24 protein-coding genes are annotated in these 26293 nt (G+C 64.9%); 12 read left to right on the top strand and 12 right to left on the bottom strand.

The annotated features are described in order from the left end of the window. Window positions 1-81: 81 nt before the first annotated feature. The 3 genes from AC5ZFO_RS34130 to rfaD are packed head-to-tail and all read right to left on the bottom strand — an operon-like array spanning window position 82 to window position 3855. Window positions 82-1335, bottom strand: coding sequence for an O-antigen ligase family protein (locus AC5ZFO_RS34130; RefSeq protein ID WP_496123192.1), 1254 nt, complete (start codon window positions 1333-1335; stop codon window positions 82-84). A gap of 41 nt (window positions 1336-1376) precedes the next feature. Further along, window positions 1377-2861, bottom strand: coding sequence for a D-glycero-beta-D-manno-heptose-7-phosphate kinase (gene rfaE1 / locus AC5ZFO_RS34125; protein ID WP_496123147.1), 1485 nt, complete (start codon window positions 2859-2861; stop codon window positions 1377-1379). A 13-nt stretch (window positions 2862-2874) separates the two neighbouring features. Further along, window positions 2875-3855, bottom strand: a complete 981-nt coding sequence (rfaD, locus tag AC5ZFO_RS34120) for an ADP-glyceromanno-heptose 6-epimerase (RefSeq protein WP_496123146.1) — start codon at window positions 3853-3855, stop codon at window positions 2875-2877. A 174-nt stretch (window positions 3856-4029) separates the two neighbouring features. Between rfaD and waaF the strand changes: the two genes are divergently transcribed. Together waaF and AC5ZFO_RS34110 are read left to right on the top strand one after the other, a co-directional pair. Beyond that, complete coding sequence (gene waaF / locus AC5ZFO_RS34115) at window positions 4030-5079, top strand: lipopolysaccharide heptosyltransferase II (RefSeq protein WP_496123145.1); 1050 nt, start codon at window positions 4030-4032, stop codon at window positions 5077-5079. 204 nt (window positions 5080-5283) lie between these two features. Next, a complete protein-coding gene (locus AC5ZFO_RS34110) occupies window positions 5284-5682 on the top strand; it encodes a hypothetical protein (RefSeq protein ID WP_496123144.1) in 399 nt (132 codons plus the stop codon). Window positions 5683-5873: 191 nt separating this feature from the next. Here AC5ZFO_RS34110 and AC5ZFO_RS34105 read toward each other — a convergent pair whose 3' ends face one another. Next, window positions 5874-6911, bottom strand: coding sequence for a glycosyltransferase family 4 protein (locus tag AC5ZFO_RS34105; protein WP_496123143.1), 1038 nt, complete (start codon window positions 6909-6911; stop codon window positions 5874-5876). A gap of 126 nt (window positions 6912-7037) precedes the next feature. Here AC5ZFO_RS34105 and galE point away from each other — a divergent pair, with 126 nt between their 5' ends. The 3 genes from galE (at window position 7038) to AC5ZFO_RS34090 (ending at window position 10712) form a co-directional block, all read left to right on the top strand. Then, on the top strand, window positions 7038-8051 hold the full coding sequence (gene galE / locus AC5ZFO_RS34100; RefSeq protein ID WP_496123142.1) for a UDP-glucose 4-epimerase GalE: 1014 nt from the start codon (window positions 7038-7040) through the stop codon (window positions 8049-8051). A gap of 118 nt (window positions 8052-8169) precedes the next feature. Beyond that, complete coding sequence (locus AC5ZFO_RS34095; protein WP_496123141.1) at window positions 8170-9972, top strand: ABC transporter ATP-binding protein; 1803 nt, start codon at window positions 8170-8172, stop codon at window positions 9970-9972. Window positions 9973-10010: 38 nt separating this feature from the next. Continuing rightward, a complete protein-coding gene (locus AC5ZFO_RS34090; protein ID WP_496123140.1) occupies window positions 10011-10712 on the top strand; it encodes a fumarylacetoacetate hydrolase family protein in 702 nt (233 codons plus the stop codon). A gap of 57 nt (window positions 10713-10769) precedes the next feature. Here the strand turns inward: AC5ZFO_RS34090 and AC5ZFO_RS34085 are convergent, their stop codons facing one another. Further along, window positions 10770-11228 carry a YybH family protein gene (locus tag AC5ZFO_RS34085; RefSeq protein WP_496123139.1) on the bottom strand — a complete coding sequence of 153 codons (459 nt, stop codon included), beginning with the start codon at window positions 11226-11228 and terminating at the stop codon, window positions 10770-10772. Window positions 11229-11359: 131 nt separating this feature from the next. Between AC5ZFO_RS34085 and AC5ZFO_RS34080 the strand changes: the two genes are divergently transcribed. Next, a complete protein-coding gene (locus AC5ZFO_RS34080) occupies window positions 11360-12172 on the top strand; it encodes an amino acid kinase family protein (protein ID WP_496123138.1) in 813 nt (270 codons plus the stop codon). Window positions 12173-12185: 13 nt separating this feature from the next. Next, window positions 12186-13013, top strand: a complete 828-nt coding sequence (locus AC5ZFO_RS34075) for an amino acid kinase family protein (protein WP_496123137.1) — start codon at window positions 12186-12188, stop codon at window positions 13011-13013. Window positions 13014-13077: 64 nt separating this feature from the next. Here the strand turns inward: AC5ZFO_RS34075 and AC5ZFO_RS34070 are convergent, their stop codons facing one another. After that, on the bottom strand, window positions 13078-14007 hold the full coding sequence (locus tag AC5ZFO_RS34070) for an aspartyl/asparaginyl beta-hydroxylase domain-containing protein (protein ID WP_496123136.1): 930 nt from the start codon (window positions 14005-14007) through the stop codon (window positions 13078-13080). A 573-nt stretch (window positions 14008-14580) separates the two neighbouring features. Between AC5ZFO_RS34070 and AC5ZFO_RS34065 the strand changes: the two genes are divergently transcribed. Next, window positions 14581-14874 carry a hypothetical protein gene (locus AC5ZFO_RS34065; protein ID WP_496123135.1) on the top strand — a complete coding sequence of 98 codons (294 nt, stop codon included), beginning with the start codon at window positions 14581-14583 and terminating at the stop codon, window positions 14872-14874. 21 nt (window positions 14875-14895) lie between these two features. On the opposite strand, the gene AC5ZFO_RS34060 is transcribed toward AC5ZFO_RS34065, so the two are convergent. Beyond that, window positions 14896-15051 carry a hypothetical protein gene (locus AC5ZFO_RS34060; protein ID WP_167768006.1) on the bottom strand — a complete coding sequence of 52 codons (156 nt, stop codon included), beginning with the start codon at window positions 15049-15051 and terminating at the stop codon, window positions 14896-14898. A gap of 153 nt (window positions 15052-15204) precedes the next feature. Further along, on the bottom strand, window positions 15205-16128 hold the full coding sequence (locus AC5ZFO_RS34055) for a LysR family transcriptional regulator (protein ID WP_496123134.1): 924 nt from the start codon (window positions 16126-16128) through the stop codon (window positions 15205-15207). A gap of 213 nt (window positions 16129-16341) precedes the next feature. Between AC5ZFO_RS34055 and AC5ZFO_RS34050 the strand changes: the two genes are divergently transcribed. Genes AC5ZFO_RS34050 through AC5ZFO_RS34040 form a run of 3 tightly spaced genes read left to right on the top strand, consistent with a single transcriptional unit; the run spans window position 16342 to window position 18576 of the window. Beyond that, window positions 16342-17052: an SDR family NAD(P)-dependent oxidoreductase gene (locus AC5ZFO_RS34050; protein WP_496123133.1), complete on the top strand. Its 711-nt coding sequence runs from the start codon at window positions 16342-16344 to the stop codon at window positions 17050-17052. A gap of 15 nt (window positions 17053-17067) precedes the next feature. Continuing rightward, window positions 17068-17304: a tautomerase family protein gene (locus AC5ZFO_RS34045; RefSeq protein ID WP_496123132.1), complete on the top strand. Its 237-nt coding sequence runs from the start codon at window positions 17068-17070 to the stop codon at window positions 17302-17304. A 30-nt stretch (window positions 17305-17334) separates the two neighbouring features. Beyond that, entirely contained in the window at window positions 17335-18576 is a 1242-nt protein-coding gene (locus AC5ZFO_RS34040) for an MFS transporter (RefSeq protein ID WP_496123131.1), read from the top strand. A gap of 17 nt (window positions 18577-18593) precedes the next feature. Here the strand turns inward: AC5ZFO_RS34040 and AC5ZFO_RS34035 are convergent, their stop codons facing one another. The 4 genes from AC5ZFO_RS34035 to AC5ZFO_RS34020 all read right to left on the bottom strand — a co-directional run bounded on the left by AC5ZFO_RS34035 (window position 18594) and on the right by AC5ZFO_RS34020 (window position 24377). Further along, window positions 18594-20054, bottom strand: a complete 1461-nt coding sequence (locus AC5ZFO_RS34035) for a flavin-containing monooxygenase (protein ID WP_496123130.1) — start codon at window positions 20052-20054, stop codon at window positions 18594-18596. A 160-nt stretch (window positions 20055-20214) separates the two neighbouring features. Continuing rightward, on the bottom strand, window positions 20215-21636 hold the full coding sequence (gene ahcY, locus AC5ZFO_RS34030; protein WP_496123129.1) for an adenosylhomocysteinase: 1422 nt from the start codon (window positions 21634-21636) through the stop codon (window positions 20215-20217). Window positions 21637-21762: 126 nt separating this feature from the next. Further along, window positions 21763-22959 carry a methionine adenosyltransferase gene (gene metK, locus AC5ZFO_RS34025; RefSeq protein ID WP_028151996.1) on the bottom strand — a complete coding sequence of 399 codons (1197 nt, stop codon included), beginning with the start codon at window positions 22957-22959 and terminating at the stop codon, window positions 21763-21765. Window positions 22960-23021: 62 nt separating this feature from the next. Further along, window positions 23022-24377 carry a hypothetical protein gene (locus AC5ZFO_RS34020; RefSeq protein WP_496123128.1) on the bottom strand — a complete coding sequence of 452 codons (1356 nt, stop codon included), beginning with the start codon at window positions 24375-24377 and terminating at the stop codon, window positions 23022-23024. A gap of 166 nt (window positions 24378-24543) precedes the next feature. Here AC5ZFO_RS34020 and AC5ZFO_RS34015 point away from each other — a divergent pair, with 166 nt between their 5' ends. Beyond that, the gene (locus AC5ZFO_RS34015) at window positions 24544-26250 is read left to right on the top strand and encodes a caspase family protein (RefSeq protein ID WP_496123127.1); all 1707 of its coding nucleotides are present in this window, start codon (window positions 24544-24546) and stop codon (window positions 26248-26250) included. The last annotated feature ends 43 nt before the right edge of the window (window positions 26251-26293 follow it).

Genomic DNA, 26293 nt, shown 5'->3' with positions numbered 1-26293 from the left:
GACTTGCCAGTACCAGACTTGCCAGTACCAGACTCGCCAGTACCAGACTTGCCAGTAAAGGCTTGCCAGCCGCGCGGCCGTTCAGGAACCGGCTTCCCCCGCCTTCGCCTCGGCGTGTCGGGCCCGGATCACCATGCCGCCGGCAACGCCGACGCCGATGACATACATCCAGCCCTCGTGGAAGTCGAACAGATGGGAGTTGAACAGCGAGGTGAAGACGTTCTGCACCACGACCAGAAGGCCAATCCAATGGGCCAGCCCGTCGCCGCGGAACAGCAGGAGATGCAGGATCCAGATCGCGTAGAGAACGACGATGCCGATGACGCCCCATTGCACGGCGACATTCAGCGTCTGGTTATGCGGATTCCCGATCACCTCGGCGGACGCCTGGTAGTTGCCGCTGGGCGTCGCGACCGCTTCGAACAATCCGCGCGTCGAGCCGGTGCCGTGCCCCTTGATCGGCGCCTCCGCGAAGAAGCCGAGCGATTTCCGCCAGAACTCGAGCCGCAGGCCCAGCGAGGTCGGCTCGCCCTTTTCGACATAGCGCGTGTAGTCACTGGCGAAGGTGTCGGCGGTCTTGCGCAATTGCGGCGAGGCCTGCCAGGCGAGAGCGGCGCCGGCGAGCAGAGCGGCCGAGATGATCGCGATGCTGTGCCATCTCAGATGCAGCAGTGCGAACACGCCGAACATGATCGGAACGGTGACGAGCGCGGTGCGCGATACCACCACGAAGGCCATGTTGACGAAGAAGCTGAGCGCCAGCGCGGTCAGCAGTCCGGCGAGCCAATAGCGCTTCTGGCGCAGCAGCATCACGATGGGATAAGCGAGCGCGACCGCGCACAGGGTGAATTCCTGGCTCTGGTCGATGTAGTTCTTGACGAAGATGCCGCGCTCGAGATGGTCGGACTTGAGCGTCAGGTTGGGATAGAAGGCGACCAGCCACGACATCACCGACAGCAGCGCGCAGGACACCAGGAACGCGATGAAGATCCAGTGCCCGCGCGACGAGCGCTCGAAATGATAGAGGAAGACCGGCAGCACGAGCAGCTTGACGGTCGGGTTGACCGCATAGAGCCGCGCGCCCCAGGCCGCATCCGACCACAGCGTGCCCACCAGCGCGAGCAGGACCAGCGCGATCGGCGCGGCTGCGATCGGCCGCTTCAGCGATTGCAGGAATGCGCGGACGTCGAGAAACGGCACCATGCAGACCAGGAACACAGCGTTGAAGATCGCTGCGAGCGAGGTCGACCAGGGCAGTGAGGCCACGGTCAGGATCGCGAACAGGTCGGCCGTCTCGCACCACGCCGCCGGGCTGCGAAAGCGCCGCCACAGCATCTGGGCGGTCGTCTCCCGTGCAAGCGTCGTCGCTTGGTCCGTCACTTGCCCCCTCCCCGCGCGCGATGGACCAGCGCGGTCGTGCTGAAGCCCTGGAGGATGTCGACCAGCACGACGGTTCCGCCGGCGGCTTCGACGACCTCGTGGCCGACCACCTGCTCGCGGGTGTAGTCGCCGCCCTTCACCAGCGCGCTCGGCTTGATCCGGGTGATCAGCTCGATCGGCGTATCCTCCTCGAAGATGACGACGAGATCGACGGCTTCGAGCGCCGCGAGCACTTCCGCACGCGCCCGCTCGTCCTGAACCGGGCGATCGGCGCCCTTCAGCCGCCGCACCGAGGCATCGCTGTTGAGGCCGACGATCAGGCGATCGCAGGCTCCGCGCGCCGCGGTCAACACCTTGACGTGGCCGGGATGCAGGATGTCGAAGCAGCCATTGGTGAAGCCGACGCGCAGGTCCTGCCGGCGCCATTCCGCGAGCTGCGCGTCGAGTGTATCAGGCTCGAGCACGATCTTCTCCTCGGCCGCAAGATAGGCATGCGGCAGGATCTTCCGCCGCAGCTCGGCCGCACTCACGCTGGCCGTGCCTTGCTTGCCGACGGCGACGGCAGCGGCCGCATTGGCCATGCGCAAGGCCGTGTCCCAGTCGGCACCCGCCGCGAGCGAGACCGCAAGCGCGGCGGCGACGGTGTCACCGGCGCCGGAGACGTCGCGCACCTTCACGGAGACAGCCGGAACGTGAACGGCCTCGCCATTGCGCGGCACCAGCGTCATGCCGTGCTCGCCTTGCGTGACCAGGATCGCCTCGCAATCGGCGAGCCGCATCACGTCCTCGCTGGCATCGACGATGCTCTGCGGCGTATCGGCGCGGCTGCGGGTCGCCTCCGAATATTCCTTGCGATTGGGCGTGAGCAGCGTGGCGCCGCGATAGATCGCCCAATTCAGGCTCTTGGGATCGACGATCACGGGCTTACCGAGCGTTCGCGCGGCGTCGATGGTGTGGCGGATCACGCGCGCGGTCAGCACGCCCTTGGCGTAGTCGGAGAGCAGCACGATGTCGGCGCGCGCGATCTGCGGCAGGATTGCGTCGATCAGCCTGGTCTCGATGTCGTCGGAGGCAGGCACCGCCTGCTCCCAATCCGCGCGCAGCATATGCGTGGAAAAATGCTCGGAGACGAAGCGGACTTTTCGCGTGGTCGGCCGCGACGGATCGCACACCAGCACGCTTTCGATGCCGGCATGCCCCGCAAGTGCCGCTTCGAGCCGCTTGCCCGCATCGTCCTCGCCGACGAGGCCGACGAAGATGCAGCGCGCCCCAAGGGAGGCGATATTGCGCGCGACGTTGCCGGCGCCGCCGATATGGATCTCGCTGCGCTGGGCGGCGATGACAGGCGCCGGTGCTTCCGGCGAGATCCGCGACACCTCGCCATAGACGAATTCGTCCAGCATGATGTCGCCGATGCACAGCACCGTCCGGCTTGAGATGGCTTGCGCGAGGGCGTCGAAATCGAGAATGGGCGTCGGCATGGTCCTTGAAGCCTCAGCGGAAGCGGTCGGGCCGGTCGAGATAATCGCCGACATAGGCTTTCACCGCATCCTCGAGCGTCGTGAAGCCGCCGTTATAGCCGGCGCGATGCAGGCGATCGACCTCGCTCTGGGTGAAGTATTGATAGCTGCCGCGGATCTGCTCGGGCATGTCGACATATTCGATGTTGGGCCTGGTGCTGAGCGCCGCATAGGCAGCGAGCATCAGGTCCCTGAAGCTGCGCGCCTTGCCGGTACCGACGTTGAAGAGACCGGACACCGATGGCGTCGCCAGCAGCCACATGACGACGCGGACGACGTCGTCGACATAGATGAAATCGCGGCGCTGATCGCCGTCGGCGATGCCCTCGCGGTGCGACTTGAACAATTGCACGACACGGCCCGCCCTCACATCGTCGAAGCGGCGCGCCAGCACGCTCATCATCGAGCCCTTGTGGTATTCGTTGGGACCGAACACGTTGAAGAATTTCAGTCCTACCCATTGCGGCGGGAGCGGATCGCCGTTCGCTGCGCGACCGGCGACCGCGAGATCGAACAGGTGCTTGCTCCAGCCGTAGAGATTCATCGGCCGCAGTTTCTTCAATGCAGGCAGCGAGGCGTCGTCGTCAAAGCCGTCGGCACCATCGCCATAGGTCGCGGCCGACGAGGCGTAGATCAACGGCACCGCTTCCTCCGTGCACCAGTCCAGCAGGCGCATCGACAGGCGAAAATTGGTCTCGATCACGAGGTCGCCGTCGGTCGCGGTGGTCTCGGAAATCGCTCCGAGATGGATCACGGCGTCGAGCTTGCGGCCCTTCAGCCAGTCGAGCAGCTCGGCCGGCGGGACGATATCCACAAGCTGGCGCTTGGCGAGGTTTCGCCACTTGCCCTCGGTCCCGAGGAGATCGCAGACGACGATATCGCTGCGGCCGGCCTCATTCAGCGCAGCCACGACATTCGATCCGATAAAACCGGCCCCGCCGGTCACCAGCAACATTCCACCTACCCTGCCAGGTTTTGCCCTGCCCGATTTTCACGGCCCGGTCCTGCCCTAGCGCATGATCCGCCAAAGTGTAAGCGGTTTTGGGATCGGTCCTCAGCCGGCTTTACCTGCCGGCTCGGAGCGGGTAACCGAACCGCCACATCAGCTCGTTCCGGGTCCTATTAACGAATGAACCAAGATTCGCAATTTAGCGGAGATGCAGATCGGAGCGACACAAGCCCGATCCTGATCATCCCCTATATGTGGATCGGCGATTTCGTCCGGAATCACACCGTTGTCCGGATCTTGAACGAGCGCTGGCCCAACCGGCCGGTCGATCTCCTGACCACCTCCCTCTGCGCGCCCTTGGTCGATTACATGCCCGGCGTGCGCGATGGCCTCGTCTGGGACCTGCCGCGCAGCCGGCTCGCCATGGGCCGCCAGTTCGGCCTGGCGAAGCTCCTGCGCGAGCGGAATTACCGGACAGCCCTGGTGCTGCCCCGGACCTGGAAGGCGGCCATCGCGCCCGCCCTGGCCGGGATTCCGGAAAGGGTCGGCTTCGTCGGCGAGTTCCGGTTCGGCCTGCTCAACCGCTGGCGCTGGGGCGAGAAGAAGCTGCCCCGCTTCATCGACAAGAACGCTGCGCTGGCCCAGCCCGATGGCGCCCCCCTGCCCCCGGAATGGCCGGTGCCCCAATTGCGGGTCCCGGCCGAGGACATCGTCCGCTGGCGGCAGGCCAATGGCCTCAGCGCCGGCGCCGCCGTGGCGCTCGCCCCCGGCTCGGTCGGCGCTTCAAAGCGCTGGACCTACTATCCGGAGGCCGCCCGCCTGCTGGCCAAGCGCGGGCTGGAGGTCTGGGTGGTCGGCGGCCCCGCGGAAAAGGGCCTCGCCCAGGAGATCGTCGCCGCAGGCGGTCCGGGCGTACGGGACCTCACCGGCACCGATTTGCGCAACGGCGTCCTCGCCATGGCGGCGGCCGGCGTCGCCATCTCCAACGATTCCGGCCTGATGCATATCGCAGCCGCGCTCGGCACGCCCACCATGGGCATCTTCGGCCCGACCAGCCCCTACCTCTGGGCGCCGCTCAATGGCCTCGCCGCGACCGTGGTCCAGGACAAGAGCGTGCTCTCATGCCAGCCCTGCCAGAGCACGATCTGCAGGATGAACGACCACCGCTGCATGCGCGACATCGCGGCCTCCGAGGTCGTGGCGATCGCGCAGCGGGTGCTCGGAGTGTGAACTCATTGACGCCATGAGTACGCGCCCTGGTCGGGTCCTCGGGCAGACGAGTGCTCTGCAGACCCTATTGATTTAGATCAACTAAGCGTTCGCCAGTTCGCCGCATCCAAATGCTGCTCGAAACCGATACGAAGGGCCGCGTCTTGCTGCGCCCCCGTCGAAGAGGCTGATCTAGCGGTATTGACCATTCAGTCGGAGAGTTTCATGAGAACCTTCAATCCTTTGGTGACGTTGGTACTTCTCGTGATGCAAACGGCCTCGATTCAGGCTGCGGATTTGAACGGAGCCTGGTCAATCGACGCTTCGGCCTGTGGCCAAATATTCACCAAAGAGAACAACAGGCTCGCCTTCAAGAAGGATGCCGATCTTCACGCGGGCGGCTTGATCGTCCAGGGAAGGCAAGTCACCGGCACATTTGAAAAATGCACGGTCAAATCGTTGCGCGATGACGGGCCGAATATGCGAATAATCGCGTCGTGCTCGGACGGCGTCGCGATTTCAGACGTGACATTCGATCTGACATTCTCCGGAGAGAATAATATCACACTCAGCTCCAAGGAGCCGGTGCCAGTGCAAATGCCGTATGTGCGCTGCCCAATGTGAAGTCGACCGCGACGGCCGTCGAGGCCGTGCCGATGATGACATCATGCCGGTGTTTTGCCCGACGAGTCAAATCCATTTCGTAAAATCAGAATAAAATCTCGCCGGCCGCCAAGCCATTGATTCTGCTGGCACCGGCTACTGTGCATGGGGTTGTTTTCGCAGTTTTTGTTTGCGGCGGCGAAAATGGCGGCTCAGACCAGCGGACGATAGACCTCCCCGATCCGCGCCGCTTCGGCATCGAGGCTGAACTTTGCCAGCACGCGCTGGCGTCCCCGCTCGCCCATCGCCGTTGCAGCGGCCACGTCGCGCATCAGCGGCCCGACAGCCGCCGCGAGCGCATCCGCATCGCCCGTTGGGATCAGCACACCAGTCACCCCATCCTCGACCACAAGCTCGGCGGCACCGGCGCGCGCAGCTACCAGCGCGCTGCCGGCCGCCATCGCCTCGATCAGCGTCAATCCAAAACCTTCGTTGCGTGAGGTGAAGGCGTAGATCGTCAGCCGCTGATACCAGCGCTGCACCGCTTCGATCGGCAGTTCGCCGGTGATGACGATGCGCGATTGCAGGTTGGCGGCCTCGATGCGTTTCTTCAGGTCGTTCGCGAAAACAGTCTGCTCGGCCGTGACCTGACCGACGATGACTGCGGTGAAGTCAGGATAGCGCGGCAGCAACCGGCACATCGCATCGACGAACACATCGGTGCCCTTCTGCGCGCGCACGCGACCGAAACAGCCGATCGCGTAGCGGCCCGGCAGCGCGGCTTCCGCGAAAGCCGCGGCGCGATCGATCGGCGGCGCATAAACGTCGGTGTCGACGCCGTGCGGGATCACCGTCGCCTTCACTTTCAGGAACGAGGCCGAGAGATCTGACGTCGCGATGATCGCGTCCATGCGCCGGATCAGCCAGCGCGTGATCCAGCTGTGTTGCCGCTGCGCGGCCGACGTGAACACGAGTTTGAGCGGCCAGCCGAGCGCGCGCAGCACGACGCCCGCGATCATCTCGTTGTTGCGCCGCGCGTGCCAGATCAATGGCGTTTTGCGGCGCCATAGTTTGAGGAAATCGGCAGCGCTCAAGCGCGAGATCCCCTCCGGCGCATCCGAGCCGAACCACGCCGCGCGATACAGTTTCGCCAGCCGCGGCGCCACCATCCGGTTGGTCGCGGTGACCCCGGAATAGCGCCTGTGCAGATTTGGCACGATCACTTGCAGATCGCCGGGGGAATTCGCCACGTCATGCTCCGTTACGGAAGCCCCCTATACGCAACATTAAGCATAGTGACCAGTTCAGGGCTGCCGAAACCCCCTCTTCACCGCGCAAACGTTAACTTGGCGCGTTGATCGAAGACGGGTGAGATCATGACTGTGCTAGTCACCGGCGGCGCCGGCTATATCGGAAGTCACACGGTCCTGGCGCTGGCGGAAGCCGGCGAGGACGTCGTCGTGATCGACGATCTCTCCACCGGTTTCTCCGCCTATCTGCCCGAGGGCGTGCCGCTGTTCATTGGCGACGCCGGCGACGAGAACCTGGTCGAAGGCGTGATCGCCCAGCACAACATCGAGAGCATCATCCATTTCGCGGGCTCCGTCGTCGTGCCGGAGTCGATGCGCGATCCGCTCGGCTACTACCGCAACAATTTCATGACCGCGCGCAACCTGCTCAATGTCGCTGTCAAGCGCGGCATCAGCCGTTTCATCTTCTCCTCGACCGCCGCGGTCTACGGCAATCCGGACCTGGTGCCGGTGCCAGAGCATGCGCCGACGCGGCCGCTGTCGCCCTACGGCTCGTCGAAGCTGATGACCGAGATCATGCTGCACGACGTCGCCGCCGCCTACAGCATGCAATACGTGACCTTGCGCTACTTCAACGTCGCCGGTGCCGATCCGCAGGCGCGTATCGGGCTGGCCACCGTCGGCGCCACGCATCTGCTCAAGATCGCGGTCGAGGCCGCGACCGGCCAGCGCGCCAAGATCGACGTGTTCGGCACCGACTACCCGACCCAGGACGGCAGCTGCATCCGCGACTTCATCCACGTCTCCGACCTCTCGCAGGCGCATCGCTCGGCACTCGCTTACCTGCGCAATGGCGGGGCCTCGACGACGCTGAATTGCGGCTATGGCCGCGGCTATTCGGTGCTGGAGACCATCGACGCGGTGCGCCGGATCTCGGGCCGCAGCTTCGCCGTGCAATACGCCCCGCGCCGGCCCGGCGACATCATGACCATGGTTGCCGACACCAGCCGCATCCGCGGCCTGCTCGACTGGAAGCCGCAATACGACGACCTCGAGACCATCGCGGCCCACGCGCTGGCCTGGGAGGACAAGCTGTTCCGCGAGCGCCATGGCGAGCTCCGCCACGCCGTCTCGGCCTAGATTCCATCCCAGCGCAAGCCCTTAATTGGGCTTGAAAAGCGCGGCTTTAGCGGGCACAGAGGCCCTTCGATCCCTGACGCGCGGGCAGGCTTTTACTTGCCCCGTCAATGGACACCGGATGGCCCAGTTTCCAAAGAAAATCACCGACGATCCCTATACGGCGGCAATCTTGATTCACCGCCTGGTCACGGAACAAGGGGTCATCTACTGGCGGCGTTACCTCGTCGCCTTCGCGCTGATGGCGCTTGCCGCCGGATCGACCGCGGGCGCGACCTACGTGCTCGGCCAGGTCATCAACCAGGCCTATGTCGACAAGAACGTCCCGGGCATCGCGATGTTCTCAGGGCTCACGGTGATCCTGCTGTTCATCAAGGGCGTGGCGACCTACGGCCACATGGTGATCCTGACCAAGATCAGCAACGCCATCCTCGCCACCAACCAGCGCCAGCTGTTCGCCAAGCTGATGCGCGAGAGCGTCGGCTTCTTCTCCGAACGGCATTCGTCTGAATTCCTGGCGCGCCTGACCGCCGGCGCCAAGGCCATCACCGATGTCCTCAACATGCTGGTCAACGCCGTCGGCCGGGATCTGATGATGCTGCTCGCCATGATCGGCGTGATGGTGTGGCAGGACCCGGTGATGTCGTTCATCGGCCTCGTCGTGGTGCCGCCGGCAATGCTGGTGCTGCGCAAGCTGGTCAAGCGCATCAAGGGCCTCGCCTTCAACCAGTTCACCGGCACCGCCGACATTTTGGAGACGATGCAGGAATCGCTCCAGGGCATCCGCACGGTGAAGGCATTCACGCTCGAAGACACGATGCAGAAGCGCATCGACGAGAACATCGCGATCGTCGAGCGCAACGCCAACAAGATGGCCCGCGTCGCCAACCGTTCCAACCCGCTGATGGAGATGCTCGGGGGCTTCGCGGTCGCCGGCTGCCTGCTCTACGGTGGCTACAGCGTGGTCGCGCTCAACGCCACGCCCGGCGCGTTCTTCTCCTTCATGACCGCGTTCCTGATGGCAACCGAGCCGGCCAAGCGGCTGGCGCGGCTCAACATCGACCTCAACAGCCAGCTCGTCGGCGCGCGCATGCTGCTCGAAGTGGTCGACAGCCCGGCGAGCGAGCATTCCGACGACGACAAGCCGGCGCTGAAGCTGTCCGAAGCGAAGATCGAGATGCGCGACGTCAGCTTCTCTTACCGGACTGGCGAGACCGTGCTCAACCGCATGAGCTTCGTGGCCGAGCCCGGCAAGGTCACCGCGCTGGTCGGCCCCTCCGGCGGCGGCAAGTCGACCGTGCTGGGGCTGCTGCTCCGCTTCTACGAGGTCACGCAAGGCGACGTCGTCATCGACGGCCAGTCGATCGGCGCCGTCTCGCGCAAATCGCTGCGCGCGCAGACCGCCTATGTCGGCCAGGACGTGTACCTGTTCCGCGACACCATCCGCAGCAACATCGCCTTCGGCAAGCCTGGCGCGACCGAAGAGCAAATCATTGATGCCGCGAAAGCCGCCTGCGCGCATGATTTCATCATGAGCTTCCCGCTGGGCTACGACACGCCGGTCGGCGAGCACGGCACGCAGCTCTCCGGCGGCCAGCGCCAGCGCATCGCGGTGGCGCGCGCGCTGATCAAGAACGCGCCGATCATCCTGCTGGACGAGGCTACCGCCGCGCTCGATTCCGAGTCCGAGCGGCAGGTGCAGGAGGCGATCGAGCATCTCTGCCAGAACCGCACCACCATCGTGATCGCGCACCGCCTGCACACCATCATGCACGCCGACGCGATCCTGGTGGTCGAGGGCGGCGAGATCGTCGAGCAGGGCCGGCACGACGAGCTCTTGCGCCGCTCGGGCCGCTACGCCTCGTTCTTCCGCCTGCAACACCACGATGCCGGCGCTCTGGCGCCGATCAGCGCAACCGCATAGAGTTTCCTTCACCCCACCAAGAGCAGCGAGACCGCTTCATGAACGCCGCCTCCTACGTCATTCCGCTTCCGCCCCAGGCCTCGCTTCCCGTCGTCGGAGAGAGCGGCCGTTACCCGGTGCGCCGCATCTGGTGCGTCGGCCGCAATTATCTCGAGCACATCCGCGAGATGGGCAACGACGAGCGCGCCCCGCCGTTCTTCTTCGCCAAGCACGCCGACATGCTGGTGCCCGACGGCGCCACCATTCCCTATCCGCCGCTGACCAAGGATCTGCATCACGAGGTCGAGCTGATCGTCGCGATGAAGAGCGGCGGCCTCAACATCCCCGCCGACAAGGCGCTCGACCATGTCTACGGCTATGCCGTCGGCATCGACCTCACTCGCCGCGACCTCCAGATCGCCTCGCGCAAGAAGGAGCGTCCCTGGGAGATCGGCAAGTCGTTCGACGGCTCGGCCCCCTGCTCCGCAGTGCAGCCGGCCTCGAAGATCGGCCATCCCGCCAAGGGCAAGATCTGGCTGACGGTCAACGGCAAGGAAGCCCAGAAGGGCGATCTCACCGAGCTGATCTGGAACGTGCCCGAGATCATCTGGCAGCTCTCGCAGCAGGTGATGCTCGCCGCCGGCGACATCATCATGACGGGCACGCCGGCCGGCGTGTCGCAGCTCCAGCCGGGCGACAAGCTCGAATGCGGCGTCGACGGCGTCGGCACGCTGAAGGTGAGCATCGGCCAGCCGGAATAGGCTGAACGACATCTGGAAATCGAAAGGCCCCGGACATGTCCGGGGCCTTTTGCATTTCTACCAGGCCTTCACCGGCCGGTTGGCGTGGCTCGCCTGCGGCACCCCGCGATTGAGCGACATGTGGGAATGCACGCACAGCCAGCCATCGCCATTTTTTGAGAACACCATCGTCGCCCGGCCGGGGCGCGGAAACGCGCTGCCATCGGGATAGTAGCCTGTGCTCGTCCACGGCGCGACCACCGTCGCCATCGTGCCGTCGGGGGATGCCAGGATCGAGACCTGGTCGAAGACGAAGCGGAAGTCGGTCGTCTTCGGCCAGACGTTGTTCCATTGGGACGAGACCCATTGGTCGAGGCCGGGGATGACATCGTTATGCGTGCCGAAGGCCAGCACGTCCGGGTGGAAGAGCGGCCGCGCCGAGGCGTAGTCGACCTCACGGACATACCCTGAGAAGGTGTCCAGCCACGCGCGGAAGAATTGCACGATCTCGGTGTTCGCAAGTGGCAACGGGGCCATTGCCTGCTCCATGTTTGGTCGCTAAATCGCGGCGATCTTGTTGCCATGGACCGCAGAGTGCAGCAAGATTCGCAAGGTTCGGACCGGAGGGTCCCGCAGAGACTGCGTCACAAAACGAGAGGATGTCTCGGATGTCGAACACGATCACGGAGCTCGAGGGGCTGCTGATGCAGCGCTCGCTCACCGACCCACAGCTTGTGGCCGCAGCGGAAAAGGCAGCGGACTTCCGCATCCTGCCGGAAGCCACTGTCATCAAGATCGGCGGCCAGAGCATGATCGATCGCGGCCGTGCCGCGGTCTATCCGGTCGTCGAGGAGATCGTCGCCGCCCGCAAGGCGCACAAGCTGCTGATCGGCACCGGCGCCGGCACCCGTGCGCGTCATCTGTATTCGATCGCCGCCGGGCTCCGCCTGCCCGCCGGCCTGCTGTCGCAGCTCGGCGCTTCCGTTGCCGATCAAAATGCCGCGATGCTTGGACAGCTGCTTGCCAAACACGGCATCTCCGCCGTCTCCAGCGCCGGGCTGTCGTCCGTGCCGCTGTTCCTCGCCGAGGTGAATGCCGTGATTTTCAGCGGCATGCCGCCCTATAGCCTGTGGATGCGGCCCGCGGCCGAGGGCGTGATCCCGCCCTATCGCACAGACGCCGGATGCTTCCTCGTCGCCGAGCAGTTCGGCTGCAAAGCGATGATCTATGTGAAGGACGAGAACGGCCTCTACACCGCGAATCCCAAGACGTCGAAGAACGCCACCTTCATCCCGAAGATCTCGGTAGCGGAGATGAAGGCCAAGGGCCTGCAAGACTCCATCCTGGAATTCCCGGTGCTCGATCTACTCAACGCCTCGCGCCATGTCCGGCAGGTGCAGATCATCAACGGCCTCGTCCCCGGCAATCTCACCCGCGCGCTCGCTGGCGAGCATGTCGGCACCATCATCACCGCGAGCTGAAGAGAGCACCGTCATGGCTGATACCAACCAGATCAAGCACGTCGCCTCGCCGCTCGCGCGCCAGACTCTGCTCGACAGCGATCTCACCCGTCCCGTTGCCGGCAACCGTCCGATCAAGCTGCTGCCCTGGCTGCAGGTCATCAAGATCGGCGGCCGCATCATGGACCGCGGACACGAAGCGATCCTCCCGCTCGTCGACGAGCTGCGGTCGCTCTTGCCGGAGCATCGCCTGCTCATCCTGACCGGCGCCGGCATCCGCGCGCGCCATCTTTACAGCGTAGGCCTCGACCTCGGCCTGCCGGTCGGCTCGCTCGCCCCGCTCGCCGCCAGCGAAGCCGGCCAGAACGGACATATCCTGGCGAGCCTGCTCGCGCCGGAGGGTGTGTCCTATGTCGAACACCCGACCATCGCGAGCCAGCTCGCCATCCACCTCACGGCCGCGCGGGCGGTCGTCGGCAGCGCCTTCCCGCCCTACCACCATCATGAATTCCCGACTGCGCGCATCCCGCTGCATCGGGCCGACACCGGCGCCTTCCTGCTCGCCGACGCGCTCGGCGCTGCCGGGCTCACGATCGTGGAGGACGTTGACGGCGTCTACACGACCGATCCCAATGGCGCGGATGGCAAGAAGGCCGAGCTGCTGAAAGAGACGAGCTTTGCCGATATTGCGAAGCTGAAGGGCACACTGCCGTTCGATCCGGCACTGCTCGAGGTGATGGCCAACGCGCGGCACATCGCGCGCGTACAACTGGTCAACGGCCTCGTGCCGGGCCGGATCAGCGCGGCGCTGCGCGGGCAGCATGTGGGGTCGATCATCAACACCGGCGCCAAGCCGGTGTGAGGCCGCAGCAACGTCCGCAAAAACAAAACCCCGGAGCCTGCTCCGGGGTTTTTCGCAACTCAGATCACCGTAGCGCCGATATCACGATGAGACCGAGGATCAGCGCCGTCAGCGAATATTTCAGCGTGTAGTAGACGTTGCGGTTCCACTCCTTGACCTTGCGGCTGCCGAGGTGGATCTCGTAGAGCTTGCCGAACACCTTGTTGAGCACGCCGACGCTCTCGCCGTCCACGTTCTGGGTCGCCGAAGCCTTGACGATATGATGGCTGACCCAGCGGTTGATCGCGGTCATGAAGCCGTACTTCATCGGGCGCTCGACGTCGCAGAACAGGATGATGCGGTTGACGTCGGTCGCATTCTCCGCGCTGTGGATGAAAGTCTCGTCGAACATGAAGGCCTCGCCGTCGCGCCAGACGCATTCGACGCCGTCGACGAGGATGCGGCACTTGTTCGAGTTCGGCGTGACGAGGCCGAGGTGATAGCGCAGCGAGCCGGCGAAGGGATCGCGGTGCGCGCCGAGCTTGCCGCCCGGCGGCAGCATCGCGAACATCGCGCCGTGCACGCTCGGGATCGCGTTGAGCAGGTCCACCGTCTTCGGGCACAGCGTGCGCGCCGAGGGCAGGAAGTCGTCGTACCATTTCAGGTAAAACCGCTTCCAGCCGCTCTTGAAGAAAGAGTAGAAGCCCCAATCGTTGTTCTTCGCGGCGGCCCGAATGAAGCCTTCGTCGAACAGGCGCACCGCCTCGTCGCGAATGGTCTCCCAATTCTCGCTGAGCGGCTTCAGCTCCGGAAACTGCTCGACCGGGATCACCGGGCTGTTCGGCACGGCCGAGCCCGCATACATCAGCACATTGTAGGGCGAGAGGTAGGTGGAGTGATCGCCGAGCTGGCGCGCGAAGCGCAGTCGCTGCTTGCCGCGGAAGTGAACGTAAATGGTTGAAGCCGCGAGCACATAGAGAATGACGAGCTGCGGTGCAAAAAGCTGTTTTAGCATTTCCCCGAATCCCGAGTGACCCAGCCGGGAACGTGATCTACTCCGACCCGGCCCGAGCTGCAAGATATTGGCGTGCATCCTGAGGCTGTTCCGCAGGTTGTGATTGGGACGTCCCGAGCCGTGCCGCGCACAATTTGAAATCGTAGCTGACCCGCCGCCAATCCCGGCGTTGCGGTCGGTTTGCAGCATGCTATCCTGGTTCCAGGGCTGGAAAATCGGGGTGCGTCTTGGGGATGTGGCGGTCGTTGGCGGGCTCCGCGCTCGCGCTGGTTCTGCTTGGAATATTCGCACCCGTGAACGGCCAAGCCACTTCGAACGGCCAAGCCACTTCGCCGTTACCCCAAGGCCGCAAGCGTCCGGATCCGGAGCTGCGCGGCCAGTGGCTACGGGTCGGGCAGACATTCGCCTGCAAGGTCGAAGCCGGTAAGCGCATTACCCCGCCCGATCCGGACATCCTCAGCTTTGCCTGTCAGCGGATGGGCGCGCTTGGGGTCGGCATCTCGGAGGCCTCACTCAAGGCCGCGCTCGGCGAGCCGCACCGCAAGCTGCCACCGGCGGACAACGCCACGAACTATGTGTACTTCCTCGGCAAGCCAGACCCTCGCCGCGACCGTGAAGGCGAACCGCGTCGTCGCACTTCAGGTCAGCGGGCCGGCGCCGGTCACCGCCTACAGCTTCAACCAGGTCAATCTCGGCGACAGCACCGACAAACTGATGGCGCGCTTCGGCGGCCCCTTCCATGTCGGGCCGAGCGGGCTGGAGAAAACCGAGCTCTGGACTTACGAGCCATGGCCCTTCTCATTCGAGGTGCGGCAAGACCGCGTCACCTCGATCCGGATCAGCGATCCGACCGTCGGGGCTAAGTAGGTTCGATTGCGAGCGTGCCGCTCACACCCGCGACAGCGCCTGCAGGCCCTTGAAGGTCAGGCGCTTGGGGTCGGTGACGCCGGCGAGATAGAGCCGGCGGATGAAGGCGATGACGGCGTCGCGGTCGCAATCGGTCAGCGCGACGACGGCGTCGACCGCAATCTTCTGGGCTTCCATTGGGCTCACCTCGGCCTTGCGAGTAACCCCGGCCGAGACAGGCTAGGACTCATCCGTTAAATCGGCGTTAACCGTTCTGGAACCATCGCCGATTCAGCCCGGCGGCCGTATACGCAAAACAACGCATTGGCTGTCGTCGCGCGGCCGGAATGTCTAGCGCGCACCGAGGCTCTTCTTGAGCTGCGCAAAGTGCTTCTTCAGCCGGGGCACGGCGAAGTCGGTGAAGGCCCGTACCTTGGGCACCGCGAGCCGGCCCTGCGGGCAGATCAAATGCGCGGGCATCTCCGGATCCTCATCGCCGGCCAGCACGATCTTGAGCTCGCCGCGCCCGACCTGCTCGGCCACCTGATACGAATACATCCGCGCCACGCCGCGCCCGGCGACCGCGGACGCCACCGCCGCGTAGGTGCTGTTGACGACGAGGCGCGGCGTGAACTGGACTGTCCTGGCTGCCGATGAGCCGGCCTGTGGCGCAAAGGTCCAGGAATTGGGAAGGTGCGCCATCGCCACGATCTGGTGCTTGGCGAGATCGCCGGGTTCAGCGATGCGCGGGTGCTGCTTCAGGTAGCGCGGCGCTGCGACAACGACGCGGCTGATCTCGCCGACCCGCAACGCCACCATCGCCGAATCCGCGAGAGGCCCGATGCGAAGCGCAATGTCGACGCCCTCCTCGATCAGATTGACCGAACGGTCGAACAGCAGGAGCTTCGCCGACACCGTCGGATAGGCATCGAGAAATGCATCGAGGATCGGTCGCAGCACCATCTCGCCCGACACAACGGGAGCAGTTATCGTGAGCAGGCCGCGGGGTGCCGTGCGCGGTCCGGCCGCGATGTCGTCGGCCTCCTCCAGCTCGGTGAGCACGCGGCGGCAGATCGCCACGTAGCGCTCGCCCTCCTCGCTCAGCTTGATCGATCGCGTCGTCCGGTGCAGCAGCTCGGCGCCGACCCGCTCCTCGAGGAAGGCGATGGCGCGGCTGACCGCCGCCGGCGAGCGGCCGAGCTTGCGCCCTGCGGCGGCCAAGCTGCCCTCGTCCACCGCAAGGACGAACACCTTCATCGCATCCAGACGATCCATGCCTGCCCGTCGCCCCATCAAATTCCAGTGACAAGCTAGGCGTTCGCCCCCGCCGCGACAACCGCCGCCAAGGGCCGGACCGGCATTCGTTCGCGCCACGTAACAGTGTCTGCCGGACAATGTGTATTCGCAGCCGGGCCGCCGTGGCGTACCTCAGCACGCAAGCCAGCCGCTGCTGGCGCAGGTTCTGAAAGCCAACAACAGGAGTCCATCATGGGTATCGAGCAGAAGGTCGCCATCATCACCGGTGCATCGCAGGGCATCGGCGCCGCCCTGGTCCAGGGTTTTCGTGATCGCAACTATCGCGTCGTCGCAACGGCGCGTTCCATCAAGCCGTCGGGGGACGATGACATCCTCGCCGTTCCCGGCGACATCGCCGACCGGGCCACCGCCGAACGTGTGGTTTCGCAGGCCGTCGCGCGCTTTGGCCGCGTCGACACGCTGGTCAACAATGCCGGCATCTTCGTCGCAAAGCCGTTCACGCAATATACTGCCGAAGACTATGCGGCGGTGATGGGGACCAACGTCGCCGGCTTCTTCAACATCACGCAGCTCGCCATCGCCGAGATGGAGAAGCAGGGCTCTGGCCATATCGTCCAGATCACGACTACGCTCGTCGATCAAGCAAACTCGAACGTGCCGTCGGTGCTGGCCTCGCTGAGCAAGGGCGGACTGAATGCCGCGACCAAGTCGCTTGCGATCGAATACGCCAGGCGCGGCATCCGCGTGAACGCGGTGGCGCCCGGCATCATCAAGTCGCCGATGCATCCCGTTGCGACACATGCCCAGCTCGGCGCGCTGCATCCGGTCGGCCACATGGGCGAGATGTCCGACATCGTCGGCGCCGTGCTCTATCTCGAGAGTGCCTCCTTCGTCACCGGTGAGATCCTGCACGTCGACGGCGGCCAGAGCGCCGGCCACTGAGCGCGGAGAAACACCATGCCGATCGTCACCATTCAAGTGACCCGAGAAGGAACGACGCCGGGAGCGGCGTCGCTCACGGCGGAGGAGAAGGCCGCGCTGATCAAGGGATCGAGCCAGCTGCTGCTCGATGTGCTCGGCAAGCCGCTCGAGTCGACCTTCGTCGTGATCGAGGAAGTCGACACCGACAATTGGGGCTGGGGCGGCCTGCCCGTGCAGGACTTCCGGCACCGTCGCGCCGCAAAGACCGGATGATCCGTGCGCGACCGTGCGCAGGAGGATGACATGACTGAACTCAATGCAAACACTGGGCACCGCGCCCGGCCGCATCAGCGGCCGGGATCGGAATCGCAATCGACGTCGCGGCAGGCCTGGCGATACGCCGTGGCGGGATTGTCCGCATCACTGGTCGGGCTTGGCCTCGCCCGCTTTTCCTACACGCCGCTGATCCCGGCGCTGATCGCCGCAAAATGGTTCAGCGCATCCGACGTCGTTTATCTCGGCGCTGCCAACCTCGCCGGTTACCTCGTCGGCGCGGTCGCCGCACGCGCCCTGGCCACCCGCATCGGCGCAGTCCGCGCGCTGCGGGCGATGATGCTGCTTGCCACGCTCTCCTTCTTCGCGAGCTCTACCCCGGTGTCGTTCACCTGGTTTTTCGCCTGGCGCTTTCTGTCGGGCCTCACCGGCGGAATCATCATGGTGCTGGCGGCCTCCGTCATTCTGCCGCACGTCTCAGCTGCACGGCGCGGCATCGTCGGCGGCGTGATCTTTGCGGGCGTCGGCCTCGGCGTCGCCGCATCGGGCACGCTGGTGCCCTTGCTCCTTCAACAGGGCTTGCAGCAGAGCTGGTATGGCCTCGGCGTGCTCTCCGCCGTGCTCACGCTCGCGAGCTGGTGGAATTGGCCCGCGGAGGCCAAGAGCGATAGCGCGCCTTCGCATCACGCGAAGTCCCATCAGGCCTCGCCCGCCGTCCGCGTGCTTCTGGTCCAGTATGGCCTCAACGCGGTGGCCCTGGTGCCGCACATGGTCTTCATCGTCGACTTCGTGGCGCGTGGCCTCGGCCAGGGCATCGCGGCGGGCTCGCGCTACTGGGTGCTGTACGGTCTCGGCGCCATCGTCGGCCCGCTCGTCACCGGCCATCTCGGTGACCGCTCGGGATTTGGACCGGCCCTGCGCGCAGCCTTCCTGATCGAGGCGGCCGCCGTGCTGCTGCCGACCGTCAGCACCGCACCGGTTTCGCTGATCGTGTCGAGCGTCGTGGTCGGCGGCTTCACCCCTGGTATCGTGCCACTCGTGCTCGGGCGTATCCACGAGCTCGTGCCGCACTCGACCGAGCAGCAGCGCGCGACATGGAGCCACGCCACCACGAGCTTCGCGCTGTTCCAGGCAGCGGCAGCCTACGGTTTCTCCTGGATCTACGCGCAGACCGGTGGTGACTATCTGGTCCTGTTCGGACTTGGCGGCGCCGCCGTGGTGCTCGCGCTTGCGATCGATCTTGGGCTCGCGCTCACCACGCGCAAGGCATAAAGCGGGCGGCGGCGTGATCAGGAATACTGCATCACGCCGTCGTCGATCTTGCCGAAGCGCAAGGAGACGATGTCGAGCGCGTAGTTCTGGTACAGCCGCCATGGCTGCTTCGAGCCCTGCTTCGGCATCTTCGCGACCGAGCGCTGCACATAGCCCGAGGTGAAATCGAGCGACGGCTGCGCGGTGATCGTGGGATCGTCATTGTGCGGCATGCATTGCCGGAAATTGTGCCGGTCCATGTAGTTGATGAGCCGGCATACATATTCGCAGGTGAGATCGCATTTCAGCGTCCATGACGCGTTGGTGTAGCCGAAGGCCGACGCCATGTTCGGCACGTCGGCATACATCATGCCCTTGTAGGTCAGCGTGTTGGCGAAATCGACCGCGCGGCCATCGACGCTGATTTCGAGACCGCCGACGACCTGGAGCACCAGCCCCGTCGCCGTGACGATGATGTCGGCCGCAAGCTCGCTGCCATCCTTCAGGCGAATGCCGTCGCGCGTAAAGGTGTCGATCTCGTTGGTGACGACGGCGGCACGCTGCTCGCGGATCGCCTTGAACAGGTCGCCATCAGGCACGAGGCACAGCCGCTGGTCCCAGGGGTTGTAGCGCGGCGTGAAATGGGTCGCGACGTCGTAGTCGGGGCCGAGCGCCATCTGCACGCCCTTGAGCACCAGATCCTTCACTTTGGCAGGCCGGCGCCGGCTGAGCTGGAAGAAGAACATCCCCCACATCACGTTGCGCCAGCGGATGACATGATAGGCAAGGCGCGTCGGCAGATTGCGGCGCAACTTGTTGGCGACGGGGTCCTGCGCCGGACGCGACACCACGTAGGTCGGCGAGCGCTGGAGCATGGTGACCTGCGCCGCCTTCTTGGCGAGCTCCGGCACCAGCGTCACTGCGGTTGCGCCCGAGCCGATCACGACGACGCGTTTTCCCGCGTAATCGATGTCCTCGGTCCATTTCTGCGGATGCACGATGCGGCCGGCGAAATCCGCCACGCCCGCAAACTCCGGCGTATAGCCCGCCTCGTATTTGTAATAACCCGAGCATATGAACAGGAAATTGCAGGTGAAGCGCACGAGCTCGGCTGCGCCCTCGCCCGTGATGCGCTCGGCCTCGACGGTCCAGCGCGCATCCGGCGTCGACCAGGACGCGCGCTTGACGCGATGGCGAAAGCGGATGTGCGTCTCGATGCCGTTCTCGGCTGCTGTCTCGCGTACGTAGTTCAGGATCTGCGGCCCGTCGGCGATCGCCTTCGGATCGGTCCACGGCTTGAACGAATATCCGAGCGTGAACATGTCGCTGTCGGAGCGGACACCGGGATAGCGAAACAGGTCCCAGGTCCCGCCGATGCAGTCGCGGCCCTCGAGAATGACGTAGCTCTTGCCCGGGCACTTGCTCTGAAGATGATAGCCCGCGCCGATGCCGGACAGGCCGGCACCGACGATGAGCACGTCGAAATGTTCTTGTTGCATGGTTTCCTCCGCCACCGAGGATTGTCCGCCCGCCGCTCCTCGCCGTCAATTGGCAATCAGCCGTGCAGCAACTGCAAGGCGAGTGGAATTCCATGCGCCGAAACAACGAAGCCCCGGATCACTCCGGGGCTTCGCGTCGATGGTCGATCGAACCAGTGCCTCAGTAGCGGTAGTGGTCCGACTTGTACGGACCTTCCTGCTTCACGCCGATGTAGTCGGCCTGGTCCTTGCGCAGCTCGGTGAGCTTGACGCCGATCTTGGCGAGGTGGAGGCGCGCGACCTTCTCGTCCAGCGACTTCGGCAGCACGTAGACTTCCTTCTTGTACTTGCCGTCCTTGTTGTTGGCGAAAAGCTCGATCTGCGCCAGCGTCTGGTTGGTGAAGGAGGCCGACATCACGAAGGACGGATGGCCCATCGCGTTGCCGAGGTTCACGAGGCGGCCCTCCGACAGCATGATGATGCGGTGCTTGTCGGGGAATTCGATCTCGTCGACCTGCGGCTTGATGTTGGTCCACTTCAGGTTACGCAGACCCGCGATCTGGATCTCGTTGTCGAAGTGACCGATGTTGCAGACGATGGCACGATCCTTCATCGCGCGCATGTGCTCGATGGTGATGATGTCCTTGTTGCCGGTCGCGGTGACGAAGATGTCGGCGCGGGGCGCGGCGTCTTCCATGGTCACGACCTCGTAGCCTTCCATTGCGGCTTGGAGCGCGCAGATCGGATCGACTTCCGACACCATCACGCGGCAGCCGGCCTGGCGCAGCGAGGCGGCCGAGCCCTTGCCAACGTCGCCGAAGCCCGCGACCATCGCGACCTTGCCCGACATCATCACGTCGGTGCCGCGACGGATGCCGTCGACCAGCGATTCACGGCAGCCATAGAGGTTGTCGAACTTCGACTTGGTGACGCTGTCGTTGACGTTGATCGCCGGCCACAGCAGCGTGCCGGCCTTCTGCATGTCATAGAGACGATGCACGCCCGTGGTGGTCTCTTCGGAAACGCCCTTGATGCTCTTGGCGATCTCGGCGAAGTAGCCCTTCGGCTTCTCCTTGAGCTGCTTCTTCAGGAGCGCGAAGAAGACTTCCTCTTCCTCGGAGCCGGGCTTGTCGAGGAAGGCGGTGTCGCCGTTCTCGGCGCGCAGACCGAGATGGACGTACATGGTGGCGTCGCCGCCGTCATCGAGGATCATGTTCGGGTGACCGCCGCCGTGCCAGTCGAACAGTTTTGCGGTGTAGTCCCAGTACTCGGCAAGGCTCTCGCCCTTGACCGCGAACACCGGAATGCCGGCGGCTGCGATCGCGGCGGCGGCGTGGTCCTGGGTCGAATAGATGTTGCAGGAGACCCAGCGAATGTCGGCGCCGAGTGCTGCCAGCGTCTCGATCAGCACGCCGGTCTGAATCGTCATGTGCAGCGAGCCGGCGATGCGCGCGCCCTTCAGCGGCTGCTTCGGGCCGAACTCCTCGCGGGTGGCCATCAGGCCGGGCATCTCGGTCTCGGCCAGCGAGAGTTCCTTGCGGCCGAAATCGGCGAGCGAAATGTCCTTGACGATGTAGTCGGTGAAGCCGGGCTTCGCATTCATAGCGGAGGTCCTGTTGTTGAATTGGTCATTCCGGGTCGCCCTGGAAAGGCGACCCCGGAATCTCGACATGATGGATAAGGATCCCGGGTTCGCCGCCGTCGCGGCGCCCCGGAATGACGTTGGTACTTAGACTGCGCGCTTGAGCGCTTCGACCAGGTCGGTCTTCTCCCAGGAGAAGCCGCCCTCGTTGTCGGGCGTACGGCCGAAATGGCCGTAGGCCGAGGTGCGCGCATAAATCGGACGGTTGAGGTCGAGATGGCTGCGGATGCCGCGCGGGGTGAGATCCATCGCCTTGGCGGCGGCCTTCTCGAGCTGGTCCTCCGACACCTTACCGGTGCCGTGGGTGTCAATGTAGATCGACAGCGGACGCGCGACGCCGATGGCATAGGCGAGCTGGAGGGTGCAGCGATCGGCGAGACCGGCGGCAACGATGTTCTTGGCGACGTAGCGCGCCGCGTAAGCCGCCGAGCGGTCGACCTTGGTCGGATCCTTGCCCGAGAACGCACCACCGCCATGCGGAGCCGCGCCACCATAGGTGTCGACGATGATCTTGCGGCCGGTCAGGCCGGAATCGCCGTCGGGACCGCCGATGTAGAACTTGCCGGTCGGGTTGATGTGCCAGATGGTCTTCGGCGTGATCCAGTCCTTCGGCAGCGCCTCGCGGACATAGGGCTCGACGATGTCGCGGATCTGCTTCGACGAGATGTCCTCGACCAGATGCTGGTGCGACACCACGATCTCGCGCACGCCGACCGGCTTGCCGTTCTCATACTGCACGGTGACCTGGCTCTTGGAGTCCGGACCCAGCACCTTCTCGCGGCCGGAGTGACGCGCTTCCGAGATGAGGCGCAGGATCTTGTGGGCGTAGAAGATCGGCGCCGGCATCAGGTCCGGCGTCTCGTTGGTGGCGTAACCGAACATGATGCCCTGGTCGCCTGCGCCCTCTTCCTTGACCTCGCCCGGCTGCAGCGCATCGACGCCCTGCGCGATGTCGGCCGACTGCGGGTGCAGCAGGATCTCGATATCGGCCTTCTCCCAGTGGAAGCCGTCCTGCTCGTAGCCGATGTCCTTGATCGCGGCGCGCACGACGCCTTCGATCTGCTCGTTGGTGACGGATGCGGGACCGCGGGTCTCGCCGGCGATCACCACCTTGTTGGTGGTCGCGAGCGTCTCGCAGGCCGCACGGATCTGCCACGGATCGATGCCGGCTTTCGGCCCTTCGCGGTAGAACAGATCGACGATTTCATCGGAGATCCGGTCACAGACCTTGTCGGGATGGCCCTCGGACACGGACTCGCTGGTGAAGAGATAGGACGCGCGCATCAGTAACCCCTTGTTCCGCCGTTAACCTGGCGGGCGTTTGCGATGTTTAACCTTGGATTATGTCAATCACGCCGTCGCGAGATGACGTAGGACTCGTCGAGAAACCAGAGCCCGTTGTACTTCCGCAGCACGTCCCGGGCGGCATCCAGAGTGCGGCCGTTTTGAGTCATTTCTGTCAATCGGTCGTCCTCGATCTGCGCCACATACACCGCCGCATTCCACGCTGCAAAGGCCGTCGAGGTTCCGATGGTACCCGTCACCTCGTTGGGCAGCGCTTCCATATCATACCTGAAGATCGAACGGTTGTCCGCATAAGCATTAAAATTTAGGTCCCGGCCCAACGATCCGAGCTCGTACTTCACCGCGCGCAATAGCTCATGACGACTGACCGCGAAAGGATTTTCTCCGGGCCAGATCGCCTGGATCATTTCCATGCCGGGATCGTGACCGTGGGAGTGAATACCGATCAGCCGCCCGCCCGGCCGAAGCGCCCGCGCAAGCGGTGCAATGATCCGCTTTGCCCGGAAATTGACCGAGGACAGGGCGCGGTAGGGCTGGGACGCAATGACCAGGTCGAAATTGGCCTCGGTCTGGCCCGGCCGCGGAATGGTCGAATCCAGCAGGAACCTGTGGTCCTCGCGGTAGAGCACCAGGACAACGGGGCGCTCGTAGAGCGGCATGGCCGTGCGTGGGCTGATCGCGGCACGCCAGTTCTGCTCCAAAAACGGTCTCAACTCGGCGATCTGCTGCTCGAACTCGCCTGATGAGGAGCCCCGTAGCGGAACCTCGTGCCAGACGGTGGCCGCAGCCGCCGCAGGCGATGCCGGCGTGAGCCAGGGCGCCTCGGAGTAGAACATGTTGGTGAACACGAACACCGACGCCGGATGCTCGAAAATGCGGTCCGGCACCCTCTCCAGCGTCAGCCGCAGGTCCTCGAGGCTGAGCTCCTTGCCGGCGACGTAGAACGGCATGTGCGGGTAGCGCTGATGCGTTGCGCGCAGCACCCGGGCCAGCACCGTGCCGTCGCCGACCCCCGCATCGAAGATGCGCAGCGCCGGCGGGCGCGGATGGATGCTGGCGAGCTCCAGCGCGACGCGCTCGGCGACCACCCGCTTCTCGCTGCAGGTATGGACGAACAGCAGGTATTTTTGCCGGTTCTCGAAGAAACGGAAATTGCCGCGCGGATCGCGTTTTTCCGGGGGCACCTGGAGTCCCCGCGGCGGCGGCAGGCCACCCGTCGTCGACGCGGCGATATAGGCCTGGATCCGCTCCAGCGTGTCGATCGTGATGCGCTTTCCCTCACGCAGGCGATGGACCAGCTTCCCATCGTTCACCGCGCGCCGACCAAACGTCGATTCCGCCATGTCCGCCTTGCGGCAGAACTCCGTGATTTGGCTGAGGATTTCGTCGTTCTTCATGAGTGGGAACGCGGTGGGCAGGAATGTTGGGACCAGCGTCGTAGCAAAATCTGCCCACTGAGGGAATACCCTCCCCCGCTTTACCCCACGTCCAATGACGAGCGCGTGAACCCCGGCGCACCGCCGGGCAACAAACAAGCGCTTCTCCTTCAAAGGGATCACCGCCATGCGCCGCCTGCTCGTCGCGCTCTGCCTGCTCACAGCACCCCTGTGGGCCGCGCCCGCCTTCGCGCAGGGGCGCAGCCAGCTCGGGCCGCTCTGTACGACCGACACCACGCCGCCGGACCAGATGATCGATGCCTGCAACAAGATCGTCGCGCTGAAGGTGTTCAAAGGCGAGCAGCTCGCGACGATCTATTTCTGGCGCGCGGTGGGCTGGAACAAGAAGGGCGACTATTCGAAGGTGATCGCCGACACCACAGAGGCGATCCGGCTCCAGCCGAGCCAGGCGGTCTACAATCTCAGGGGATCGGCCTATTACGACAAGGGCGACTACGACATCGCGATCGCCGATTTCGACGATGCGCTGAAGCTCGGACCGCCTGATGGCACCATCTTCCACAATCGCGGCAATGCCTGGCGCGGAAAAGGCGACTACGCCAAAGCGATTGCCGACTACGATGCCACGATCAAGCTGCAGCCGAAATCGACGTTCTCGTTTCAGAACCGTGGCATCGCGAAGGAGGCGCTCGGCGAGCTCGACGGCGCGCTGGCCGACATCAACCGGGCGATCCGGCTCGACCCGACGCTGCCGCAGCCGCTGATCAACCGCACCGCGATCTGGCGCGTGCGGGGCGATCTCGATCGCGCCATCGCCGATGGCAGTGAGGCGATCCGGCTTGCGAAAGAGAAGCCGCCCGTCAACATCATGACGCCGCCGAACAGCGTGCTGATCTCCGGCTATATCCACCGCGCGCTGGCCTATGAGGCGAAGGGCGACTACGCCCATGCGCGCGACGACTACAAGGCGACGCTGGCGGTCGTGGCGTCCGATGCTGGCAGCAAGGCCAACCAGGCCACCGCCAAGGTGCGGCTGTCGCTGGTGACGGATGCGCTCACACCCATCCCGCACGATGCACCGTCACCGGTGACGCAGCCGGCCCCGCAGCAAACGGGCGCGGCGCCTGGGCCCTCGCCCGCCCCGGCGACGCCTGGCAAGCGCCTGGCACTGGTGATCGGCAACGGCGCCTATGCGCATGTGAAAGCGCTGCCCAATCCGGCCAACGATGCGCGCGCCGTCGCCAGGAGCCTGCGCAACATCGGCTTTACGGTGTCGGAGGGCATCGATCTCGACCGCGCAGCGATGCAGAAAGTGACGCGCGACTTCCTGCGCGAGGCGGCGCGGGCGCAGGTCGCGTTGGTCTACTATGCCGGCCACGGCGTGCAGGTCGACGGCCGCAACTATCTCATTCCCGTCGACGTCGAACTCAAGCCGGGCGCGGGCATGACTGAGGCGATGATCGATATGGACACGATCATGGCCGGCCTCGACGACCAGGTCCGCACCAACATTCTGATCTTCGATGCCTGCCGCAACAATCCGATGGCGCAGCAGGTCGCAGCCGCCGGCACCAACCGAGGCATCGAGGGCGCTTCGGGCCTCGCAGCGCTAACGAGCCTGGGCGCCGGCGCAACGCTGGGCGCGGGCACGCTGATCGCGTTCGCCACCGCGCCGGGCCAGGTCGCGCTCGATGGCGAAGGCGCCAACTCGCCGTTCTCCGCCGCCCTCTCCCGCCATCTCGGCACGCCGGGGCTGGAGGTGCAGCAGATGCTGACGCGGGTGCGGGCGGAGGTGGTCTCGAGCACGAAGAACAAGCAGGTGCCGTGGTCGAACTCCTCGCTGCTGGGCGAGGTCTATCTGGCGGCGCAGTGAGGGCGGGTTTGCGGACTGGTTTTGAATACCCCGCTGTTCGCCC

The sequence above is a fragment of the Bradyrhizobium sp. Unk1 genome, from assembly GCF_059512345.1.
The sequence above is the reverse complement of the archived record's forward strand: the minus strand, read 5'-3'. Positions and strand labels throughout refer to the sequence as shown.

Coding starts and splice junctions, on each gene's coding strand:
- rfaD (WP_496123146.1), bottom strand. CDS start 3,855: ATGTTGCTGGTGACCGGCGGGGCCGGTTTTATCGGATCGAATGTCGTG.
- AC5ZFO_RS34055 (WP_496123134.1), bottom strand. CDS start 16,128: ATGGATCGTCTGGATGCGATGAAGGTGTTCGTCCTTGCGGTGGACGAG.
- AC5ZFO_RS34015 (WP_496123127.1), top strand. CDS start 24,544: ATGCGCCGCCTGCTCGTCGCGCTCTGCCTGCTCACAGCACCCCTGTGG.
- waaF (WP_496123145.1), top strand. CDS start 4,030: ATGAACCAAGATTCGCAATTTAGCGGAGATGCAGATCGGAGCGACACA.
- AC5ZFO_RS34065 (WP_496123135.1), top strand. CDS start 14,581: ATGTGTACTTCCTCGGCAAGCCAGACCCTCGCCGCGACCGTGAAGGCG.
- AC5ZFO_RS34110 (WP_496123144.1), top strand. CDS start 5,284: ATGAGAACCTTCAATCCTTTGGTGACGTTGGTACTTCTCGTGATGCAA.
- metK (WP_028151996.1), bottom strand. CDS start 22,959: ATGCGCGCGTCCTATCTCTTCACCAGCGAGTCCGTGTCCGAGGGCCAT.
- AC5ZFO_RS34040 (WP_496123131.1), top strand. CDS start 17,335: ATGACTGAACTCAATGCAAACACTGGGCACCGCGCCCGGCCGCATCAG.
- rfaE1 (WP_496123147.1), bottom strand. CDS start 2,861: ATGCCGACGCCCATTCTCGATTTCGACGCCCTCGCGCAAGCCATCTCA.
- AC5ZFO_RS34060 (WP_167768006.1), bottom strand. CDS start 15,051: ATGGAAGCCCAGAAGATTGCGGTCGACGCCGTCGTCGCGCTGACCGAT.
- AC5ZFO_RS34090 (WP_496123140.1), top strand. CDS start 10,011: ATGAACGCCGCCTCCTACGTCATTCCGCTTCCGCCCCAGGCCTCGCTT.
- AC5ZFO_RS34095 (WP_496123141.1), top strand. CDS start 8,170: ATGGCCCAGTTTCCAAAGAAAATCACCGACGATCCCTATACGGCGGCA.
- galE (WP_496123142.1), top strand. CDS start 7,038: ATGACTGTGCTAGTCACCGGCGGCGCCGGCTATATCGGAAGTCACACG.
- AC5ZFO_RS34130 (WP_496123192.1), bottom strand. CDS start 1,335: ATGCTGTGGCGGCGCTTTCGCAGCCCGGCGGCGTGGTGCGAGACGGCC.
- AC5ZFO_RS34050 (WP_496123133.1), top strand. CDS start 16,342: ATGGGTATCGAGCAGAAGGTCGCCATCATCACCGGTGCATCGCAGGGC.
- AC5ZFO_RS34075 (WP_496123137.1), top strand. CDS start 12,186: ATGGCTGATACCAACCAGATCAAGCACGTCGCCTCGCCGCTCGCGCGC.
- AC5ZFO_RS34070 (WP_496123136.1), bottom strand. CDS start 14,007: ATGCTAAAACAGCTTTTTGCACCGCAGCTCGTCATTCTCTATGTGCTC.
- AC5ZFO_RS34045 (WP_496123132.1), top strand. CDS start 17,068: ATGCCGATCGTCACCATTCAAGTGACCCGAGAAGGAACGACGCCGGGA.
- AC5ZFO_RS34035 (WP_496123130.1), bottom strand. CDS start 20,054: ATGCAACAAGAACATTTCGACGTGCTCATCGTCGGTGCCGGCCTGTCC.
- ahcY (WP_496123129.1), bottom strand. CDS start 21,636: ATGAATGCGAAGCCCGGCTTCACCGACTACATCGTCAAGGACATTTCG.
- AC5ZFO_RS34080 (WP_496123138.1), top strand. CDS start 11,360: ATGTCGAACACGATCACGGAGCTCGAGGGGCTGCTGATGCAGCGCTCG.
- AC5ZFO_RS34020 (WP_496123128.1), bottom strand. CDS start 24,377: ATGAAGAACGACGAAATCCTCAGCCAAATCACGGAGTTCTGCCGCAAG.
- AC5ZFO_RS34085 (WP_496123139.1), bottom strand. CDS start 11,228: ATGGCCCCGTTGCCACTTGCGAACACCGAGATCGTGCAATTCTTCCGC.